The organism is Nocardia sp. NPDC058519, assembly GCF_042719755.1.
GTDB lineage: Bacteria > Actinomycetota > Actinomycetes > Mycobacteriales > Mycobacteriaceae > Nocardia.
The window spans coordinates 133,930-152,966 of the sequence record NZ_JBHXNK010000019.1; the positions used below are offsets into that span (position 1 = coordinate 133,930).

At 65.5% G+C, this 19,037-nt stretch carries 20 protein-coding genes; 8 read left to right on the forward strand and 12 right to left on the reverse strand.

Going from position 1 to position 19,037, the window contains the following annotated elements:
* Positions 1-273: 273 nt before the first annotated feature.
* The 3 genes from ACFWPK_RS21440 to ACFWPK_RS21450 form a co-directional block, all read right to left on the reverse strand.
* On the reverse strand, positions 274-1,191 hold the full coding sequence (locus ACFWPK_RS21440) for a nucleotidyl transferase AbiEii/AbiGii toxin family protein (protein WP_378918406.1): 918 nt from the start codon (positions 1,189-1,191) through the stop codon (positions 274-276).
* Between the two features lie 8 nt (positions 1,192-1,199).
* Positions 1,200-2,174, reverse strand: coding sequence for a type IV toxin-antitoxin system AbiEi family antitoxin domain-containing protein (locus ACFWPK_RS21445; protein ID WP_378918363.1), 975 nt, complete (start codon positions 2,172-2,174; stop codon positions 1,200-1,202).
* Between the two features lie 392 nt (positions 2,175-2,566).
* Entirely contained in the window at positions 2,567-2,956 is a 390-nt protein-coding gene (locus tag ACFWPK_RS21450) for a hypothetical protein (RefSeq protein WP_378918365.1), read from the reverse strand.
* A gap of 89 nt (positions 2,957-3,045) precedes the next feature.
* Between ACFWPK_RS21450 and ACFWPK_RS21455 the strand changes: the two genes are divergently transcribed.
* From ACFWPK_RS21455 to ACFWPK_RS21465, 3 genes are all read left to right on the forward strand, one after another.
* On the forward strand, positions 3,046-3,660 hold the full coding sequence (locus tag ACFWPK_RS21455) for an AAA family ATPase (RefSeq protein WP_378918366.1): 615 nt from the start codon (positions 3,046-3,048) through the stop codon (positions 3,658-3,660).
* Positions 3,661-3,874: 214 nt separating this feature from the next.
* Positions 3,875-4,306: a hypothetical protein gene (locus ACFWPK_RS21460; RefSeq protein ID WP_378918367.1), complete on the forward strand. Its 432-nt coding sequence runs from the start codon at positions 3,875-3,877 to the stop codon at positions 4,304-4,306.
* A gap of 3 nt (positions 4,307-4,309) precedes the next feature.
* Positions 4,310-5,365, forward strand: coding sequence for a tyrosine-type recombinase/integrase (locus ACFWPK_RS21465; protein WP_378918368.1), 1,056 nt, complete (start codon positions 4,310-4,312; stop codon positions 5,363-5,365).
* Between the two features lie 4 nt (positions 5,366-5,369).
* Here ACFWPK_RS21465 and ACFWPK_RS21470 read toward each other — a convergent pair whose 3' ends face one another.
* From ACFWPK_RS21470 to ACFWPK_RS21490, 5 genes are all read right to left on the reverse strand, one after another.
* The gene (locus ACFWPK_RS21470; protein ID WP_378918370.1) at positions 5,370-6,002 is read right to left on the reverse strand and encodes a nucleotidyl transferase AbiEii/AbiGii toxin family protein; all 633 of its coding nucleotides are present in this window, start codon (positions 6,000-6,002) and stop codon (positions 5,370-5,372) included.
* Positions 6,002-6,331, reverse strand: coding sequence for a hypothetical protein (locus tag ACFWPK_RS21475; protein WP_378918371.1), 330 nt, complete (start codon positions 6,329-6,331; stop codon positions 6,002-6,004). Before ACFWPK_RS21475 ends, ACFWPK_RS21470 begins: the two co-directional genes overlap by 1 nt.
* A 47-nt stretch (positions 6,332-6,378) precedes the next feature.
* Positions 6,379-6,894 (reverse strand): hypothetical protein, encoded by a 516-nt coding sequence (locus tag ACFWPK_RS21480; RefSeq protein ID WP_378918373.1) that lies wholly within the window; start codon positions 6,892-6,894, stop codon positions 6,379-6,381.
* A 74-nt stretch (positions 6,895-6,968) separates the two neighbouring features.
* Positions 6,969-8,555: a hypothetical protein gene (locus tag ACFWPK_RS21485; RefSeq protein ID WP_378918375.1), complete on the reverse strand. Its 1,587-nt coding sequence runs from the start codon at positions 8,553-8,555 to the stop codon at positions 6,969-6,971.
* Between the two features lie 62 nt (positions 8,556-8,617).
* Positions 8,618-9,625, reverse strand: coding sequence for a hypothetical protein (locus ACFWPK_RS21490; RefSeq protein ID WP_378918377.1), 1,008 nt, complete (start codon positions 9,623-9,625; stop codon positions 8,618-8,620).
* On the opposite strand from ACFWPK_RS21490, the gene ACFWPK_RS21495 reads away from it, so the two are divergent.
* The 4 genes from ACFWPK_RS21495 to ACFWPK_RS21510 all read left to right on the forward strand — a co-directional run bounded on the left by ACFWPK_RS21495 (position 9,624) and on the right by ACFWPK_RS21510 (position 12,966).
* Positions 9,624-10,130, forward strand: a complete 507-nt coding sequence (locus tag ACFWPK_RS21495; RefSeq protein ID WP_378918379.1) for a hypothetical protein — start codon at positions 9,624-9,626, stop codon at positions 10,128-10,130. The two genes, ACFWPK_RS21490 and ACFWPK_RS21495, sit on opposite strands and share 2 nt — an antisense overlap.
* 100 nt (positions 10,131-10,230) lie before the next feature.
* Complete coding sequence (locus tag ACFWPK_RS21500) at positions 10,231-10,878, forward strand: TetR/AcrR family transcriptional regulator (RefSeq protein WP_378918381.1); 648 nt, start codon at positions 10,231-10,233, stop codon at positions 10,876-10,878.
* Positions 10,879-10,984: 106 nt separating this feature from the next.
* On the forward strand, positions 10,985-11,836 hold the full coding sequence (locus ACFWPK_RS21505; protein ID WP_378918383.1) for an SDR family oxidoreductase: 852 nt from the start codon (positions 10,985-10,987) through the stop codon (positions 11,834-11,836).
* The gene (locus ACFWPK_RS21510) at positions 11,833-12,966 is read left to right on the forward strand and encodes a hypothetical protein (RefSeq protein ID WP_378918385.1); all 1,134 of its coding nucleotides are present in this window, start codon (positions 11,833-11,835) and stop codon (positions 12,964-12,966) included. The genes ACFWPK_RS21505 and ACFWPK_RS21510 overlap by 4 nt, the downstream gene beginning before the upstream one ends.
* A 77-nt stretch (positions 12,967-13,043) precedes the next feature.
* On the opposite strand, the gene ACFWPK_RS21515 is transcribed toward ACFWPK_RS21510, so the two are convergent.
* Both ACFWPK_RS21515 and ACFWPK_RS21520 read right to left on the reverse strand, forming a co-directional pair.
* A complete protein-coding gene (locus ACFWPK_RS21515; protein ID WP_378918387.1) occupies positions 13,044-14,057 on the reverse strand; it encodes an alpha/beta hydrolase in 1,014 nt (337 codons plus the stop codon).
* A gap of 150 nt (positions 14,058-14,207) precedes the next feature.
* A complete protein-coding gene (locus ACFWPK_RS21520; RefSeq protein WP_378918389.1) occupies positions 14,208-15,176 on the reverse strand; it encodes an alpha/beta fold hydrolase in 969 nt (322 codons plus the stop codon).
* Positions 15,177-15,638: 462 nt separating this feature from the next.
* Between ACFWPK_RS21520 and ACFWPK_RS21525 the strand changes: the two genes are divergently transcribed.
* Positions 15,639-17,480 (forward strand): hypothetical protein, encoded by a 1,842-nt coding sequence (locus ACFWPK_RS21525; protein ID WP_378918390.1) that lies wholly within the window; start codon positions 15,639-15,641, stop codon positions 17,478-17,480.
* Positions 17,481-17,615: 135 nt separating this feature from the next.
* Here the strand turns inward: ACFWPK_RS21525 and ACFWPK_RS21530 are convergent, their stop codons facing one another.
* Both ACFWPK_RS21530 and ACFWPK_RS21535 read right to left on the reverse strand, forming a co-directional pair.
* The gene (locus tag ACFWPK_RS21530; RefSeq protein ID WP_378918392.1) at positions 17,616-18,092 is read right to left on the reverse strand and encodes a DUF420 domain-containing protein; all 477 of its coding nucleotides are present in this window, start codon (positions 18,090-18,092) and stop codon (positions 17,616-17,618) included.
* Positions 18,093-18,438: 346 nt separating this feature from the next.
* Complete coding sequence (locus ACFWPK_RS21535) at positions 18,439-19,002, reverse strand: ATP-binding cassette domain-containing protein (protein WP_378918394.1); 564 nt, start codon at positions 19,000-19,002, stop codon at positions 18,439-18,441.
* Positions 19,003-19,037 lie beyond the last annotated feature (35 nt).

The following is a 19,037-nucleotide window of genomic DNA, read 5'->3' on the forward strand; positions in this document are numbered from 1 at the left end:
TGTGACGCGAAAACGTGGTAGAGCGGTACACGAGACACCTCTCTTGCACGCGCACCGCCACGTTCCACTCCACACGGGCGTGGTCGAACCGACATCGAATATTCGCGGGTAGATAGCCGTTCCACCGGGTTCAGGCCTGGCCGACGGCCTCCAGCCAGGGCGGAGAGAACCTGTTCACACGGTCGCAGTCGGGGTGCCCGCGATCCCCTACTCGAATGCCTCGAACCTGTCCCCAGATCATGCGTGGCGTAGCCGATCCGGCGTCCATCCGCCCTACAAGTCAGACCAGCTCTGGCGCAACGGCTCCCAGATGCCGGAGGTTCTGGTGCCGTCGAGAAGCGGATCGAGGAACTCCGCCAGCACGGCGAAGGCCTCATCGAGCGTATGCAAGCGCGCCGCGAGTTTGGCCGCACGTGCTTCCTTCGGATAGCCCGCAGTCCACTGGGGGCCAGGGCTTCGTACTGCCGCAGGGAGCGTGAGATTAGGCCGCCGATGTTGTTGAAGTTGCAGAGCCGCTGCGGTGCTCGCGGCGTCGATGGGGAAGCGGGCGATGATCAGGTGCAGATCGACCAGGTCGTGGTAGCGAGTCGATGGGGTGTTGTTCCTGGCTCCGTACAGCTGATACATCGCGGCGACTTTGTCACCGATCTGGTCGGCCAGCGACATCACTGTGAACGGTGGGAGCTCAGCGAAGCCGTCGATGTCGATCATGGAGACAGGTACGACTTGATCGGTCGCCGCGGCGAGAGTAGTCCGTATCGACAGGTCGATGGGGAATGTGTAGAGCAGTGTGGCTCCGTAGTACACATCGGCCGTCAGCTGTGCAGCGTCCGGACCTCCCGGGTTAGATTTGCTGCGTTTGACCTGGAAGGAAAGGGGATCGAGGTCGGTTGGTCGATCCAGGAGAGCCTGAAGTTCGATGATCGCTTCCTCGGCGGTGACGTCGGTGCGCATCAGATCGGCGTCGCGGCTGTGGCGCGCGCCGTCGGTGATGCGCACCAACAGGCCACCGCCACCTTTGAGGACCCAAGGGCTGTCGGGGTCGACGAAGACCCGGGCGAGGAATCTGAACAGGTATATCTCGCGCTGGATCTGGTCGGAGGGGCGACCGGTACGGGTTGAGAGCGTTCTGGCTTTGGACTTGAACGAGCTCTGGAACGCTGAGGCAGATCGGCGGGGTGTTGAGGTCAGTGTGGCTCCTAGTCTTGGGTTGGGCTGACTACGGCATCATGCAGGCCCTGGAGGGCGATCTGCACTTCATTCGACGCGAACGCTTCATCCGAGGTGACGAGGGAGAGGGCGGGCTGGATTGCCGTAGCGATCGGCTCGACCATCGCAGCGAGTTGCTGCGAGAGGAGCTCGGGAGGCAAGCTGGCGGCCACGGCGTCACGCAGTACCTTGTCGAAACCGCTGCTGGATAGCACCTCCCGAACCGACTGCCTGATGACGGCAATCATTTCCGGTGAGAACTCGATCTCGCGACCGCCGTCGAGCTCGTCAGCCTGCGCGAGTTCTACCGCTGAGGCGGGCACTCCCGCGGTGTGGATGAAGGTCCTGACGACTTCGGCGCCGTCTCCAGGGTGAGCTCCGTAGTTGTGGGCGTAAGGACGCAAGGCTTCGGCGAGCTCAGCCGACGTGGTGTCCCCGGTCATGATCGTGTCGCGCACGACACTCGCCAAGTGGCCACCGTCAGTGTCGGCGGCGGCCAAGTCGGTGACCGTGCGCAGGGGACGAGTGACAGGAAGCCCGTCGACGCGGTGCCATTCGGTCGGGGTGAGGGCGGCGACGATGAAGGTGACCTCGGAGCTACGGCTGCGCCGCGGTTTGCCGACGGTGAATTGGTGGATGTCGGCGTCGAGGTCGCCGAGTTGCTGCAGCACGGCGGCAGATCTGTGCGACACGACGCCGAGGGGCACCGGGTCACCGAGGCGATCACCGGCGGTGCGAGCTGGTTCGAGTGCCAGCCACGCGCTGCGGATCGCGTCGTGTGGGGAGTCCGGTGCGCCGGCGACCCGGTACACACCGTGCTGGATCCGGATCAGGTGGCCGTGGTCGGTCAGCCGTTTCAGCTGCAGGGGTGTGACCCCGCGCTCCACCGCGGCCTGCCTAGTGGTGAACAGGCCCCACTGTTCCTCCCCGAGGGAGGCTAGTTCCAGAAGCGGACCGTTGAGCATGACCCAATAGTAGCGCGTGCGCACACAATAATTTCATTCAGTACGCAACTTTCGGGCGCCACAGTGACAGTATCGCGGCGCGCGAGTCGGCTATGTAGTGGCGTAGAACACACACCGTGCGTGGAGGATCTCGATCGTCACGGTCAATGACGCCCGCTAGCCCATTGCCCTGGCGGCGGTACCGCCAGGGCAATGTCCAGGCGCGTCGATGACGAATCCCGTGGCCGGGTTCCTGAGACGGTCTACCTGGTGTGTACGTGGTGGTCCGTCCCACGGAGACCGCTCCGAAAATGCCTGGTGACGGACATGAACAGAGGCGTTCTGTAGCGCGACACCGAAATCGTACGTCGCGGGACGCAGGAATCATGGGCCCTGCCTGCATTCTCGAGCTGTCAGCGGCCGCGTTCGTAGCCGCGCTGATTCTCGCGTAGGGACCTGGCGATGGCGTTCCCGTCGCGGGGATTCCAGTCGGCGAGAGCGCTGCGCTGCGGACTCAGGATCGTTGGGTGCGCCGCGTCGTAGGACTCTCGCTCCTGCTTGGCCCGGTCGACGTTCGCGGCGATCCGCATGCGCTCGATCGCAGCGCCGAGGAACTCGGTGACCTCGTCGCTGAGCCTCGCCAGGCGGTCATAGCGCTCGCCGCGGGGTACCCGCGTCTGCAGCCGCTCGACCAGAACATCGAGTTCCTCACGTATCTGCTCCAGGCGCCGGCGATCGGGGCCGGGCCCGACCCGTTTCAACTCCGCCAATAGGTCCAGGAACTCGTCCTCCATGCCGTTCATCTGGATCCCCCTCCGCGTGGCCTCGCCGACTCCGTTCACGCTACGCCGAACTGCCTGTCCCGGGCCGGCGCTCTGGGCAGAATGAACAGATGACCGCTGGCGCGAAACTCGATCCACCCCTACCGTTTTCGCCGACCGCGCACCAAGCACTGCGTGACCTGGCCGTCCACTCAGGCACCGGAGTGACCATCCTGTGTGGGTTCCCCGCAGCAGGAAAAACCACCGCCACTCGGCTGCTGGCCGATCTGGTGGATCCGGTAGTGCTCGACAAGGACACCTTCGCACCCCGGCTCGAGGAGTCGGTGATGGCCGAGCTGACGTGCAACCCGCACGACCGCGACAGCGACCTCTACCGCCGCGTCGTCTCCCCACACCTCTACACCGCACTGGTCGGGCAGGCCGTCACGATCGCCCGCCGCTGCCCAGTCCTCGTCGATGCCCCGTTCCTCGGCTACATCACCGCCGCCAGCGAGCAGAGCCAGCGGCTCAGTGACTACATCCGCACGATCGCCGGCGGCGAGACGGCTATCCGGACGGTCTGGGTCGGCACTGACACCACCCGAATCCGGGAACGCATGGCTCTCCGTGGCGCCGAGCGTGATCAGCCCAAGCTCGACGACTGGGAGACCTACCGCAGCGGTGTCCTTGACTCCGGTCTGGCCCGCACCGGGCCCGCCGTCGCGGACTACCTCACCACGAACTGACCCAGCTCTGGCGCCTCCCGAGTAGCCCGCGGCCGCTGGTCTCGATATGCATTCAACCGCCTGATCGAATGCCTCGAACCATCCACGCGCACCCGGCGTCTGGCTGATCGCACCCGAGCCGTGCGGTCGAGTGCCTCGACACCGGAGACACCGTGAACCACCACGCCATCGACGGCACCCGCTACCTTCGCACCCCTGCACGGGGGTGCCGGTCATGCTGATCGCGCCGATCGTGCCGCCTTCGACCTCGCTCGACGAACTCATCGAAGGCCTACGCGGCACCGCCCGCACAGCGACCACCACCACTGTCAGCGACATCGCCTACGGAATGTGCACCGTCGGCGCCGCCGGACGCATCCACGACCGAGCACTCCTCGACGCACTCGACTGGCCCCCGACAACCCGGCTCGGTATCCGCTGCGTCTACGACGGAGTCCTGCTCGTCGCCCAGGCCGAGCACGGCCTCACCGAAATCAGCACCAACCGCTACTTCCGGGTCCCGTTCCGGCAGCGACGCCGAGCAGAACTGCACATCGGTGACAGGGTCCTACTCGTCGCGCACCTCACGCCCGGCCACCTCGTGATCTACCCACCCCGAGCGCTCCATGTGTTCTTCGGCAACCACCGACGTCTTCTGGAGGCGTGACCGATGCCTCCGATGACACACCGCCACCCGGCCGCCGATCCCGCCGCGATCGAGGCGACCCGAGTCCTGCTGTCCCGGATCGGAATCACACCGTCGGACCTGCTGGCAACGATTCCGGAATGCCCCACCTTCGCCCAAACCATTCCGCAACTACGATCCACCCTCAGCCCAGGCACCCTGCGCACCTACCGCGTCCACCTCGACAGACTCGAAAACACCTGGCCCAACCAACGACTCGACCAGGTGACCGTCGCCGACCTCGACCGGCAAGCCCACGACGTGCAAACGACCAGCAGGATCAACCGCAGCAGCCGCGACGGCTCCGGCGCACGAGAACACTTCGTCAACGCCGCCCGCAGCCTCTACCGCTACGCCGAGCACAACAACTGGATCCAGCCCCACCGAAACCCCGCCCGCCAGCTGACGATCCCCACCCGACAACCCTCACACCGGCGCGCGATCCCGTCTGCTCACCTGGCCGAGATCTGCCACGTCGCCGCCGTCACCGGAAACGACCGCGAACTCGACAGCCTCATCCTGCGACTCCACATCGAAACCGCCTGCCGCCGCGAAGGCGCCCTCCGGTTGCGCCCCGACGACCTCGACACCGACCTCTGCCTCGTCCTGCTCCGAGAGAAGGGCGGCCGCGATCGGTGGCAACCGATCTCGCCCACGCTGATGTGGCATCTCACCGACCATGCCGAACACCGCAGCAGCCCACCCGGGGGCCAGCTGCTGCGGTATCGGCGCGGCACACCGATCACCACCCGCCGCTACGACCACCTCTGGACACGCCTGGGCACCCACCTGCCCTGGGTCACCACCCAGCACATCACCACCCACTGGCTACGCCACACCACCCTCACCTGGGTCGAACGAACCTTCGGCTACGCCACCGCACGCGCCTACGCCGGCCACCACACCCACCGACACGACACCACCGCGACCTACGTCAAAGCCGACCTATTCGAAATCGCCACCGCCCTGTCAGCCCTGACACAGGAAGCACACCCACTTCTGCTCGCCGACAACAACATCGACCTTGGCATCAGGCGGTAACTCGTCAGGACGGCAGATCAGATTCCCAGTCGGCGAAGCGATCCCGCATCGCAGCGATGTCAGCGACGGCGACGCCGTAGGGCGTGAAGTCGCGGTCGGGGATCTGGCGGAGGTAAGACAGTGATTCGGCGAACATGTTCCGGTCGAAGCCTGGATTATGTTCGGACGCAACGATAAGGAGGGTCTGACGCGTGTAGCGTTCACTGACCAAGATGGCGTCGATATCGAGGTAGTCACGCGGAGCCCAGCGATTGAACAGCGCATCCATCTTGCCGGCCACCGCGTCATCGGGATGCAAGACCGGCCCGACTTCGAGCAGAACGGGTGATTTGGACCGCCAGAACACTCCGAGATCCACCTTGGCTACGTACCCCTCGGCGAAAGAAACCGTCAACTGCACTAGGTCAGGTGTTCGGCGCACAAACGAAACATCGAGACCCGCCTCGAGGAAGGCCGCGGCGACGTCATCGGCGACCTCGCCCGGGCTTCCTCGCCGATCTGAGAACAGATCGACGTCCTCGGACGGCCGCGAACCCATCCCGTGCAACGCCACCGCATGACCACCACCGAGCACGAACCCACGGTTACCAACGGTGCGAAGTGCAATGCGGGCCAGCTCGAGTTGTCGCTGATCCATCAGGCAGCTGCGCGCAACTGCGGGAACTGCTGCTCCCACAGCGCGCGCACTTGTCGCGCCGGACGCATTTGCGCCCAGATCACGGCAAGTAGGCGCCCACTGACCAGTTCCCGCAGGTGACGTCCGGTGCCCTCTTCCAAGACGATCTTGTACACCGCAGTGCGATCGTATGAATCGTCCAGGTCGAACTCGGTTCGACCACCCCACGCCAACTCCGTCGGCAGCCGCAACACCCCATGTTCAGGCCCACGCAGATCCGCCAAGGAATCAACGACCTCATACGGCTTGACCTCGGCAAAACTGAACGGCGTACCGGGATGATCGGACATACCACCAGTCTGCCCGACAGCTCGAGGTAGGTAAACCGCGGCACGGTCTAGCGGCCGGTCTTGGCACTACGGCGCGTGATCCATTCGTTCCTCCCCGTCATGTACCGATTCCGCGGCGGACCCGGGACACCGGTCAGCGGATCAAGTCTCTCGACGTGGGCCCTGCACCATTCAAGCCATAAGGTCGCCGCCGTTCGCTGCTCCTCGTCCTGGATCACCTGGACCCGAGCCGCCATCGCAACCAAGTAACGCCGGATCGTTCCTGCCTCGGCCCATTGAGATGCCTGCTTTCGCAGTTCCTCGGCCTTCAGGTTCTCTTTGTGTTGGATCTCGGCGAGACGCGCCGCTTCGCGCTGACGTTCCGCCTCGGCAATCTGTCGAAGCCTGGCCGATTCCTTCGCAGCATCACGCCGATCCGCATCCTGCTCTAGCCATTGCATGACCTCTGGCAGCAGATCCTCGACCACGATTCGCCGCTTGGAATTGTCGTTGAATTGCGGTGGCAGGAGCGCCGGCCTGGCATGTCGCGCGCCGGCGGGCTGGTTGGCGTTGACCGGCGCCACTGCGGCCGTCGATCAGATTGCGGCGCTTGCGCCGGCGCGGACCGGTCGGCAGTCACTGTCGGTGAAGCGACGACCTACTGGCCGGCTGTGTCATTGGGTGCGATCCGCAGTAGCCGGGTGACGGTGGGCTGCCACATCACCGCTCGTCCGCCCTCCCCTGCGACAAGTGTCCCGGTCAGCTCCATGGGCTCGTCCAGTGGCGCCATGCCGATGAAATCGCGCTGTACCTCGCGTCCTGTCTCGAGCGAGGTGGCTGTGTAGTACACCGGGCCGAGTTTCTGGACCGGGTTGCCTGCGATCGGGCCGTAGGACAGGGTGTGGATCAGGTCGTCGTCGCGGGTGAGCTTGGGTAGCGACGCGGTGCGGTCGCGATTGGTCCAGACCCGCTGACATGTCGTCGTCCCGTCCCCCGCGACGCGGACGTCGACGCGCGTGGCCCCGCCCTGGTAGGGCGCGCTCGCGGGCGTCGACGGTGAGTCCACCGCGAACGACGGGTACTCGTACCCGTACGTATTGACCAGCACCAGCGCGCCGTCGTGCGCGATGATCGAGTTCTCCGTGGCCGCCGGCCCGTCGATGAGCACTCCGTCGGGCGCGACACTCGACGGGTCCTCGGTGGTAGCGAAGGCTGATAGGCGACATACTTCGGCGCCGTCGGTGCGGCGGTACACGATGAGGTCGGGTTTCGGTGCGTCGTCGGTGATGGCCACCAGGTCGTCGGGGGTGCCCGAGTTGTCGACTGCGAAGTATGTGGGTGTGGTGCCGGAGCCGTGGGCGAGCAGGCCGGGCTTACGGGCGGGCCCCACGTCGTATCCGCGCCGCCACCGCACCGTGGGCGTGCCGTCGGTGTCCAGGTCGATCTCGTAGAGCGCGCGGCTGGTGATCACCGACGCACCGCCGGGGCGCATCGTGGTGCCGTTGGTGATCTGCTCGCCCGGCTCGAGCGAGAGAGTGCGGATCTGCGCCGCGGATCCGGGAGTGCCGGGGCGGACCGTGCCGACGATGCCGCCGGTGGTGACGAACCAGATCTGTCCGTCCCAGGTGGGTGCCAGACCGGTGGGGTTGTCGCCCGCGGGGATGGCGGCGTTCAGCGATGCGAGCGGCTCGACGTCCATTCGCCACCGCCCGTCCTCGCCTTGGGAGTGGCCGACTGCGAGCAACGTGTGGTTGCCGTCGGCGACGATGACGCGGTTCCGGTTGTCGAGATAGCCGTATACGCCGCCCAGCAGGGCTCCCTTGTCCAGTTGCACGCTCGCCAACTCGCCGCCGGTCGTCGGGTCGAAGAGCTTGACCGTGGGCGCGAGCAGTTCCGGCGGTTCGGTCGCGATCGGCGCCGTGCACAGCGCGACCGGCATGCCGTCGTTGCCGACGAAGACCGACGAACACGAGGCGAAAGTCTGCCGACCGGTGATATCGGGCGCCGGTCCGGGGCCGCTTCCGGGCACCGTGTCGGTGGAGTACGCGTCGCCGTGCACCGTGGCGGTGCCGTCGGGACCGAGACCGGGCGGGGCTGAGGGAGCCGCCGACGCCGTCGGCGCGAGTGGATAGATCAAGGCGGCCGTGAAGATGAACGCCGCCAGGCTGGTCGGCGCGGGCCGCAGTCGCGATCCGGTGCCGGCGTCAGTGGCGCGGCGGGGTCCGAGCCTGCTGAACGTACTCATGTTTTCCCTTTTCCGACAAGCTGTTTCAAGGATAGGAATGGATAGTGGTAAGTGTTTGTGTGCTAGGGCGCGACGGCACCGAGGTCGTGGAATCCGTAGCGGGGGTAAGTACCGATCACGCCCACCTCGAACAAGCCCTCGCCGCAGATGGTGCGGCCGTGCTCGGTCAGTTCGAAGCGGCTGAGGTTGTCTACGGGGCAGAACATGCGCTTCCAGTCCTCGATGTCGGCCACCCGCAGACGCAATTGCTGCAGCACCGACTCGCCCTGCCACATGCCGTGACGCCAATCCTGCTCGAGACCGTAGCCGGTGCCGACCCCGATGTAGTTGGGCAGCACCGGAGTGCAGTGCACCCGCAGCGTCTCCTCCAGGCCTGCGCCGGGTGCGGGGCGGTGAAAGGTGAGGACGGCGGAAGAAACCTCACGACCTCCGGGGTGGAAGCGCAAAGCATGCTCGGGTCGGCCGAGCGGTTCGGGAGCCCGCTCCGGATCGCGCCACACGCGGGTGGCGTCCTCAACGATGCGTCGCCCGTCGGCATCTTCCTGCATGATCGTGATGATGATGAACTCGTCGAACTGCATCACCGCGTAGATCCAGAAGAAGCAGCTGCCTTCCGACTCCGCGGGGCCGGCCCGGCGCCCGGGTGGCTCGGGCTCACCGACCGGGCGTACCCCCCAGGAACGGTCGCGGTTACCGCGCCAGCCCTCGTCGGTGACGGCGATGTCGGTGCCGTCCACGGTGAGGGTGCCCGACCAGGTGCCCGGCTGGACGAAACGCTGGGTGTCGAACATGACGCGGCCGAGTTGCCGGTCGAAGTGCCGGGCCTCCAAATGTGCCGGGGCGTTGGCGGTGAAGCTGAGATCGAAAGCGAGGTGGGGGGCCTGCTCGGACGGATCGAGGACTACCCGCAGCTGCTGCAATCCTTCGACGACGTCGATGCGGAAGGGACCGACCCGGGTATCCATGCGGTCGGCGCCCAGCGCCTTGGAGGCCCGGGTGACCAGGGATGCCGCAGAACAAGAAGACCGGATGAGCGGGTCCCCGCCCGCCGATCGGGTGGTTGCGATCATGGAGCGCCTCGCGAACACCGCATCAGGCTATTCGGCGGCCGAGGTAGCCGACGAACTGGGACTGAGTCGATCCACCCGGAGCGATCCCGACCGCGCTCGAGGCACACGACTGGGTCCAGCGCCTGCCGGATCTGACCTATCGACTGGGGTCCGCTGCTTTCGCCCTGGCGGGACAGATTCGCATGACTCTTCCACAGCCCCAACCCACGCTGGACCGAATGCTGGCAGAGCTGGCCGAACGCGCCGGCGGCGGAGCGTCTCTCACACTGGTCGGTGCCACCCACATGACGTTCGTCGCGATGGCCGTGGCCCACCCTCAGGCACAGCCGCGATCGCCCACAGATCTCCCGCAGTACAACAGGCGTGGCTGCGGGCCGGGATGCCACCGCGAGGTCGAACCCCCTCGAAGGTGAGCGCGCACGTCGAAGCGATGCGTGCCGGCACCGGCAGCCTCGCCCTCCCTCCGGCTCAGCCGACGGACATCGCCCGCTCACCGTGCCGATAGGCTGACCATCGCACGAGCTGTCAGCAAGTGGCTGGCCAAGGGCTGATTCTCGATGAAGGGATCGGCCTCAGCCCAAGGCATTCGGCAGACCGGAGGAACGATGACATCGGCACATAATTCGAGTACCGGCCGCCGCTACTCCGGCCTGGCTGCCGAAGAGCGAACTCGCGCCCGTCGGGATGCACTCCTCGAAGCCGCGCTCGACCGGTTCGGCACAGCTGGGTTCGCGGCAACCTCGGTCAAGCAGATCTGCGGCGCGGCCTCGCTGACCGAACGGTACTTCTACGAGTCGTTCCGTGATCGCCAGGCGTCGCTGGTCCAGGTTTACGCGATGCTCGTTGCCGAGATGCGGCAGGCTACCGAGACCGCGATTGCGGCGGCAGGCAGCGAAACGGCGGTGGTCGTGCGTGCGGGCTTGGCCGCGTTCATCGAATACCTGACCGAGGACCCGCGTCGCGCTCGTATTGTCCTCATCGAGGTCGTCGGCGTTTCGCCAGAGCTCGAGGAACTGCGGCACGGAGTGCTGCGGGCGTTCGGCGAACTGATCGGCTCGGTGTGGTCGACGGAGGCCGGTATCGACCCCGATGACGAGCGCACTCGGTTGTCCGCGATCGCGCTGTCCGGAGCCGTGAACAACCTGCTCGTGGACTGGATGATGACCGGTCAGCGGCAGTCGGTGGAGGTACTGGTCGAGGTGTGCACGACGCTTTTCCTCGCCGCGGCCGGCGCTCTCCGTCGCGCGGAGTAGCTGCCGGTTTTGCCGTAGAGCATTGCCTTGCTCGCTGCGCTTATGGGAGACTGGGTCACATCAGACATGAATGCATGTCAAATATTGACCCTAGTAAGGAGGGCTTGTGGGCTCGACCAAGAGTTTCGACGGTCGCGTGATCGCGGTGACCGGTGCTGCGCGGGGCATCGGTCTGGCGATCGCCAGGCAACTCGCCGAGGCCGGCGCGCGTGTCGCCATCGGCGACCTGGACGCCGGTCAGGCGGCCGCGGCGGCCGCGACCCTGCCGGGTACCGCCGCCGGGTTCGCGCTCGATGTCACCGTCGAGTCCTCGTTCACCCGATTCCTCGACGAGGTCGAGTCGAAGTGGGGGCCGGTCGATGTGCTGGTCAACAACGCGGGCGTGATGTGGGTCGGCCCGTTCGACGAGGAGACCGAGCAGGCCACCCGCCGCCAGCTCGAGGTCAACCTGCACGGCGTAATCCGCGGTGTCCGGCTCACCGCGCCGCGCATGCGCGCCCGCGGCCGCGGCCATATCGTGACCGTCGCCTCCGCGGCCTCCAAGCTCGCCCCTCCCGGCGAAGCGACATACGCGGCCACCAAGCACGGTGTCTTCGGATATCTGAGCGCGGTACGTGAGGAGCTGCGCGGCAGCGGTGTCAATCTCTCGGTCGTGATGCCGACCGTCGTGGATACCCCGCTCGCGGCAGGCACCTCGACGGGGTCGGTCGATATGCTGACCCCGGAGGATGTGGCATCGGCGGTGGTCGGCGCGATCGCCAAGCCCCGATTCGAGGTGACCGTCCCGGGTTACGTAGGGCCGCTCGCTCGCGCGGTCGCGATCCTGCCTGACGCGCTGCGCGTGCTGGTGTACCGGAAGATGGTGCCGAACCAGGTCGTCGAGGCGAACCAGGATTCGCGCGCGGCCTACGAAAAAGACGCACTCACCACCGACAACAACTCAGGAGCCACCTCGTGACCACCGAAACCAACGGTCGCCGGCAGGGCGATCAGTCCACCGAGCTGGTGCGCCCGATTCCCGAATTCGACGGCGTGCACGACGTCTGGCCGCGCGGCAAGCGGCTGGAAGCAGTGCGCGACGCGGCCACCCGGTACCGCGAGCGTTTCATCGCGCAGGGCCAGATCAAGGCGATCAAGAGCTTCGACATCGCCGCCGCACCCTATCCCGCGCGATTCGCCTTCCAGGGCTATTCGGTGAACCTCAACCCGATGATCTCGATCATCAACCGGATGTTCGTCATCCAGTTCGAAGGCTTCGACGGCAAACTCAAGACCCTGGTCTGGGAGCCCACCGTCGCGGCCGGTTCCGCGGAGGCGCCGTTCTACCACAAGCTCCAGCAGGTCTCGCAGAAGCTCAAGGCCGAGAAGCTCTTCGTCACGTACTACAACGATCCCGACACCGTGCTGCCCCGGCTCGGACTGCGCAACGAAGACGTCGACTACATCAGCTTCGACCATCTCCACGTCCAGGACGTCCGGATGATCATGGGCAGCGACGAGATCATCGAGGGCGAGACCGAGCCACGCAAGCCGCTGTTCCCGAACGCGAAGCTGCTCGTGCACCGCAGGGAACTCGGCACGTTCGAGTCCATGCACCCGATGCAGTGGGCCTGGTACGTCGACGGCGGCATGAACGGTGTGCCGCAGGACCGGCTCGAGATCTTCGACGGTGACGTCGAACTCGGTGTCGGTGTCAGTTTGCTGTGGACGCCGGGACACACCGATGGCAACCACTCCCTGGTGGTCAATACGCCCGACGGCGTGTGGGTCTCCTCGGAGAACGGCATGGCCGCCGACAGCTGGCAGCCCGAGTTGTCGAAGATTCCGGGCGTCAAGCAGCAGGCATCGTTCTACGGTCGCGAGGTCGTGCTCAACGGGAACACCCTCGAGGACTCGCTCGACCAGTACGACTCGATGGTCAAGGAGAAGACGATGGCGTCGCCGTCCCCGCGTGACTCGCGGTGGCTGCAGATCATCCCGTCCTCGGAGTGCGCGCCGTGGAAGCGGCAGTGGCCGGTGGTGCCGACGCACAGCCATGGCGGACTCGACTACGGCACGATCGTCGTCCCCGAGCGCGCGTCGCGCTGAGTGGTGACCTAGATCCGCCGCGTGGCTGATACTTTCGCGCCCGCCTATCCAACCGGATAGGCGGGCGCGGACGTTTACTACGCTGCGGTACTGCTTCGCGCGCCTAATACCCTGCGCAGGAACTCGGCGGTCAACCCCACCGCCTGCAGGCTCTCGGGCAGCAAACCGTCCAGTACCGGGAACGCGTGGACCTGTCGCTGCCACACATGGGCCTCGACATCGCGTCCGCCGTCGCCGAGGAGCTGGGCGAATTCCACGATGTCGGCCTCGAACATCTCCTTTGCCGCGACGGTCAGGAACGTCGGCGGGAATACCGCGGGGTCGATCTGCAGCAGCGACCGCGCGCCGCGAAGGTCCACCGGACCGCGCGTCCACTTCTGCTTGGCCCGCGTATACGCGGAAACCGGCATCAGGGCGTCACGGCAGATGACAGCGTGGTCCCGCAGATCGACGTCGAGGTTCACATGCGTCGAGTAGCCGATGTAGGCCGCGGGCATGGCGATGCCGTCGGCCGCGGCGAGCTCGCAGATCTTGGCGGCGAGGAAGGCCCCCGACGAGTCTCCGGCGACGATCACCTTGCCCGGGTCCGGGCAGATCTCCAGTAATCGGCGATACGCCGCGTAGGCGTCATGGACCGCGGTGCCGACCCCCGCGAACGGCAGTTGCCGGTAGATCACCGAGTACACGGGCACCGCCAGCAGTCCGGCCAGCCTGCTGGTGACCCTGCGATGGGTTCCCGCCCCACAGAACGTGAATCCGCCGCCGTGCAGATAGAGCACGGTGGCCCCGGCCAGCGCGTCGTCGGCGTCGCGCTGCGGCACGTACCGCTCGATGGGTACGGAATCGAGTTCGGTGACCGATTGCACGACGGTGCTCGGTGCGGGCACCAGAGCGAAGGCACCGTCGAGCAGGTTCAGCGCGCGGATCCCGGTGTCGTTCAGCGGCCACACCCGGTACATGGGCTTGGCGATCAGGCGCGCCAGCACGTAGTTGACGCGCGAACGCACGCTGGCCTCAGAATGCGAGATCAGCGCGGTACTCGCCGCTGTTGTCCGGCGCGCCGATACGACGGATGCGGAATCTGTGCCCACTGTAGGTCCCCTTGTGTTCGACAGTCGCTCTCGATTTGACATGTTGAGATGTCAGATAGCGGGTTCCTGATTATTGCACAGAACGACCTGCGGGCGATCAGCCGCAGGTGGCGCCGGTCATGGCGCGCACCCGATCGGCTGACCAGCGCCTCAGCGAACTCCGGGGAAGTACGGACTCACCGGGAAGCACGGAACCGGAGTGGCCGTGTCGGGTGAGAGTGCGTTGAGAACGAACCGCCACACTCGTTCGCTGTACAAGGTGGCGAGGTGCTCGGACTGGTCAACCACGCAGCCGTCCTGGAGGGTGATATTGGTGACGTTCTCACCGGAAAGGTACTGCTGATCGTAAGGGGTGACGATCTGGTCGTACCTGGTTACCAGGGTGGTGTACGTGACCCCAGGGCGGGTGTCGCCGTTGCCGTACACCTCGCGCGAAAGGTCGTCGCCGATCGCCTGCTGGGTCAGGCCCGGTGCGATGTCGCCGAGGCCCTCGTAGACCCACCACCCCACCGGCGGGACGAAGCTGCGCAGGTACGCGATGGTGCTCAGCGTGGTGCCGTGATTGCTGGGTGAGATGCCGACCATCTTGTCCACCTTGGCCGCACCGCCGAGCACATTGAGGTAGTACAGCGGCATGATGCCACCGCCCTGCGAGTGGCCGACGATATCCACCTTCTCGGCACCGGTGGCAGCGAGCACGCGGTCGACAACGGCGGCCAGTTCGCGCCCGGACGCGCGGATGTCACCGAGAGCCTGCAACGGGACCTGCCCCGGAAGCCACGCCATATTGCCGTAGTTGAACGTGTACACGCAGTAGCCGTTGTTCTTGAGGTACGGCGCGCCGGCCTGCCAAGCGATCGCCTGCGTGGTCGACGTGGAGTTCGACAGAATCACCGGATTCGGGTGCTCGGCGCTGGGTTTGCAGTTCCAGTCGTTGGCGCCGGGCGGCGCCTGAGCCGGAAACAAACCTGCGGGGAGGATGCCCGCACCCAGGTCGAAGGGGACCGGCAATGGGCCGGTCGCGGGTTCGGGTGCCTGCGCCGATCCTGACCCCGCGGTCATGGCCAGTGCGATCACCGCCCCGGCCATTGCGGCAACGAATCTGAACCGATTGGGCACGATATCCCCCATGCTTTCCGAACTGAAACCTCAAACATAATGAGCGTTATTCAGGTAACACGAGTTTCAAATCACAGACCACTGTGATTTCTCCCAATAGTCATTGGGTCAACTTGACCAGGCCATACGGGCCGAAAACGCCAAAATAACGGCCGTCGCAGGGTAGTGAACACATTCCAGTCATTGGCCAAAGGGGCGTTGGTGGATCGTGTCATGGACGTTCAGGCGAGTCGGGTCGAGGCTCCGGCTCAATAGCAGATCAGCAGCTGGCTCGCAAGGCTTCAGCGGTCGGTTTTCGGCTGTGCAGGGTCGGCCTGTGGGCGGAGTTCCAGCGTGTCGCCGCCGACAAGACTCGGTCGCAGCACTGAGCAAAGGAGTATCCGTGACATCGAATCGCGTGCCCGCCGCAGCAGCGGCCTTCCCATCGGTCCAGGTATGTGGTCGGATCGACAGGATCGGACAATGGTGAATCTGTCGAGGCGCCAGGGGAAATGGCTTGCCGGACTGGTCGTCGTCGGTGTCGCCGTCGGGGCGGGCACGGGTGGGGCCGTGGTGACGCGGGCCGTGGACGATCGCGCAGCGCGCAGCCGATCCGACGCTGTACCCGCGGACCCCAACGTGGCGATCGCGTGCGAAGACCGGCGGCCGTCGAAGGTCGACCCGGGCAGCTACGGAATGCAGAACGACGGGTCCTTCCTGCACCCTTCCCTCACCTATGTGAACGAATCGGAGCAGCACCCGTTCCCCGGCGGTGGGGAAGACCTGTTCCCCGCCACCGGCGGGTACGACCCGAACTCCTACAAGAGTGACAACGTGAATATCGAGGCGCACTACCCCGGTAAACAGTTCACCCCGGATCCGTTCCATTCGTGGCAGAACATCGTGGACTTCGACGGTCGACGCTACATGTTCCAGTACGACCGCAGCGAAGCCCGCGTCTACGACATCACCGATGTCGAGAACGTGCAGGTCGTCGAGTCGCTGACCCGCGACGACGTCGCAACGGTGGAGGGAAACAACGAGGCCGTCGCGAGCAAGGATTGGGCCGCCCACGATTTCTGGGGAGCCTCCACCATCCAGTGGAGCGAGAAGCACGGCGGCTACATCATGGTCCAGAGTTTCGAGATGCGGCGTCAGGTTCCGTTCTGGATGGGCGACGCGCCGCAAGAGAGCAAGTACGCCGCGCCCGAAGGTGTGGCCGCTGCTCGCGCGGACACCCAGCTCAAAGGCTTCAAGGTCTACAAGCTGAACGGCCCTCGGAAGCAGGACTGGGAGTTGCTGGCGACGGTGAGCACCGACGACACTCAGAACAATCCGCTCGACCCGGATTTCAGCAAGCCCCAGCAGGGGTCGGGATCTCTCGACGTCCCGCACTGGGACGGCGGTCGCTACATGTTCGTCTCGACGGCGCCCAACGACGACTGGTCGATGCAGGAGTATCCGACCTACCTCTACGCCAACGGATTCCAGGTGTGGGACATGGCCGATCCGGCCGCACCGGTGCTGCTCGACACCTGGCATCGTGAGGGCATGGTTCGCGGTGAGGAGGATGCCTACCGATCCAATACGCGCTGCGGCAACCGGACATCGTGGATGGGTTCACGCAACCCGCTCTACATTCCCACGCCGATAGAGGAAGGCGGCAAGTACGGGTTCGCGGCGATGGGCGGATTCGGCATGTCGATCATCGACATCTCCGATCCCACGAATCTGCGCGAGGTCGGCCATCTCGATGTCCCGCCGTCGGTGTCGGGTACCGAGGCCGACAATATCGATGTCTCCCAGTTCGAGAAGACCGGCATGGTGTATTTGAGTGGTTATCCGCTGTCGGAGGACTGCTACGAGCCGTACAAGGACATCTTCCAGGTCGATGCCACCGATCCCGCGCAGCCGCGCATTGTCGGCCGGCTACCGCGGCCGACACCGCCGGAGGGAGCGCCGGTGACCGATTTCTGCCAGCGCGGCGGCAGCTTCGGACCCAAGCGCAGTGGGTACTTCACCTCTCCGGGCGACCCGAAGGATGGGCTGATGGTCTATGACTTCTACAACGCGGGAGCACAGTTCTTCGACGTGTCGGACCCGAAGAATCCGAAGATCGCGGGATACTTCGCGCCGCCGACCTTCGGTCCGGAGACCGAGGACTGGGCGCGCAGCAATCCGACACATGGCGTGTATGTCGAATACGACCGCAACATCGTCTGGCTGATGACCAACGACGGGATATACGCGCTGTCGGCGCCATCCCTGCTCGGCGCACCGAATCTCGGCGCCCCGTCCGAGCCGTTCCGCACCAGCGCGCGATGAGCTACTGAGACCATTCGCAGGCGGTGCGTGCCGCACCTGCACGACGGCGGATTCGCCTCCGCGGTGTCGGCACGTCCCGCTCTGAATTTCTCATCGACAGTATCGGCGTAGACGCGTTCAGAGAAGACTCGCCGCCTACCCTGCAAAGGCCACCCAATAGAACGCCCAGCCTGTCACGGCCGTGAATATCAGATCGATGGCGGCCACCCGCGCCCAGCGGACATGGGACGGACTATGTGGACCAGGATGTGTTCGCGAACCGAACCCTCGGATCGCCCGGACGATGACGACCGGCCACAGCACGATTGTCGTCAGCGCGAATACGAGATGCACGGCGAGGGCCACCCACACCGCGCTGGAAACCGTACCGCCGACGACGCCCGCCGCGCGGTCCTGCCAGCCGTTGATGCGAATATCGAGTTCGAAGATGACGACCGCGACCGACAGGGCCGCGCCCAGCGGCAGTTGGATCCGCTTGTGCAGCGAATACCGTCGGCGTCCTTTCACCTCGTAGACGCTCCATGCCAGCACTGCCATCACGACGATCAGCACATCCATCATGAGAGATGCTCTGGTGCCGAGGAATCCATCGATTCCTCCGAATTCGTTCACTGAGTGTTCCTCCGACCAGAAGGTCCGCATACCTGACCCCCGCGGAGTCAACGGTCGACCCGAGTTGTTCAACCGAGTCCAGAGATCATCGTCGTCGTCGAAATGCCTTCGCGCGTCCCCTCAAAGAAGGGCTACGGACTATCGAAAGTCGGGCTCGCAGAAAAACTTTCGATGGATACCCGTGGTGTCAGGGATCCGTCGCGCACAGCTGGAGACCAGCTGCGAATTCAGAAGGCCGCCGGTCGGGTTTCGGCTGCGACCAGGCGCAGCACTTCGATTTCTCGGACGCTGCGGGTGGTGTCGGGGTTACGGGCCCGAGTGAGGAGTCTCGATGCCACCGATGGCATCAGTCCCCGAGCGACCGCAGACACAGGCGCTGGTCGGTCGCGAGCGCGAGGAGGTGTTCGTCGTGACTGATCAGCATGACGACTACCCCGTCGGCGGCAAGCTCACGCATAATCGAGGTGATCGAATGGAGATGGCGCCCGTCGACGCCGGAACTCGGTTCGTCGAAGACCACGATCCGGCGTCCGCTCAGGCGTGCCGCAGAGATGACCAGGCGTTGTTGTTGTCCGCCGGACAATGCCAACGGATGACGCTCGCCCAACCCGTCCAGTCCCATCGCCGACAGCAGCGCCGTGATGTGCGGCACCGTCTCGGGTGTGGCTCCGAGAGCGAGTTCGGCAGTCACACTGTCGGTGAACAGCTGCCGCTGGACGTCCTGCATCACGATGGCCGATTCGCGTAGCCGATCGCGGCGCGTCAACCGCCGACCATCGAGCATGACGGTCCCCTCGTGCCGTTGCAATCCGGTCAGGATGCGCGCCAGGGTGCTCTTGCCCACGCCGTTGGGACCGGTGACCGCGGTGATCGAACCGGCGGGCAGATGCGCGGAACCGATGTCGAGCACGCGGCGACCACCTGTCTCTTATACACATCTCCGAG

Excerpts from the sequence above, each read along its gene's own strand:
- ACFWPK_RS21445 (WP_378918363.1), bottom strand. The coding sequence starts at position 2,174 with ATGCTCAACGGTCCGCTTCTGGAACTAGCCTCCCTCGGGGAGGAACAG.
- ACFWPK_RS21450 (WP_378918365.1), bottom strand. The coding sequence starts at position 2,956 with ATGAACGGCATGGAGGACGAGTTCCTGGACCTATTGGCGGAGTTGAAA.
- ACFWPK_RS21455 (WP_378918366.1), top strand. The coding sequence starts at position 3,046 with ATGACCGCTGGCGCGAAACTCGATCCACCCCTACCGTTTTCGCCGACC.
- ACFWPK_RS21460 (WP_378918367.1), top strand. The coding sequence starts at position 3,875 with ATGCTGATCGCGCCGATCGTGCCGCCTTCGACCTCGCTCGACGAACTC.
- ACFWPK_RS21465 (WP_378918368.1), top strand. The coding sequence starts at position 4,310 with ATGCCTCCGATGACACACCGCCACCCGGCCGCCGATCCCGCCGCGATC.
- ACFWPK_RS21470 (WP_378918370.1), bottom strand. The coding sequence starts at position 6,002 with ATGGATCAGCGACAACTCGAGCTGGCCCGCATTGCACTTCGCACCGTT.
- ACFWPK_RS21475 (WP_378918371.1), bottom strand. The coding sequence starts at position 6,331 with ATGTCCGATCATCCCGGTACGCCGTTCAGTTTTGCCGAGGTCAAGCCG.
- ACFWPK_RS21485 (WP_378918375.1), bottom strand. The coding sequence starts at position 8,555 with ATGAGTACGTTCAGCAGGCTCGGACCCCGCCGCGCCACTGACGCCGGC.
- ACFWPK_RS21495 (WP_378918379.1), top strand. The coding sequence starts at position 9,624 with ATGGAGCGCCTCGCGAACACCGCATCAGGCTATTCGGCGGCCGAGGTA.
- ACFWPK_RS21490 (WP_378918377.1), bottom strand. The coding sequence starts at position 9,625 with ATGATCGCAACCACCCGATCGGCGGGCGGGGACCCGCTCATCCGGTCT.
- ACFWPK_RS21500 (WP_378918381.1), top strand. The coding sequence starts at position 10,231 with ATGACATCGGCACATAATTCGAGTACCGGCCGCCGCTACTCCGGCCTG.
- ACFWPK_RS21525 (WP_378918390.1), top strand. The coding sequence starts at position 15,639 with ATGGTGAATCTGTCGAGGCGCCAGGGGAAATGGCTTGCCGGACTGGTC.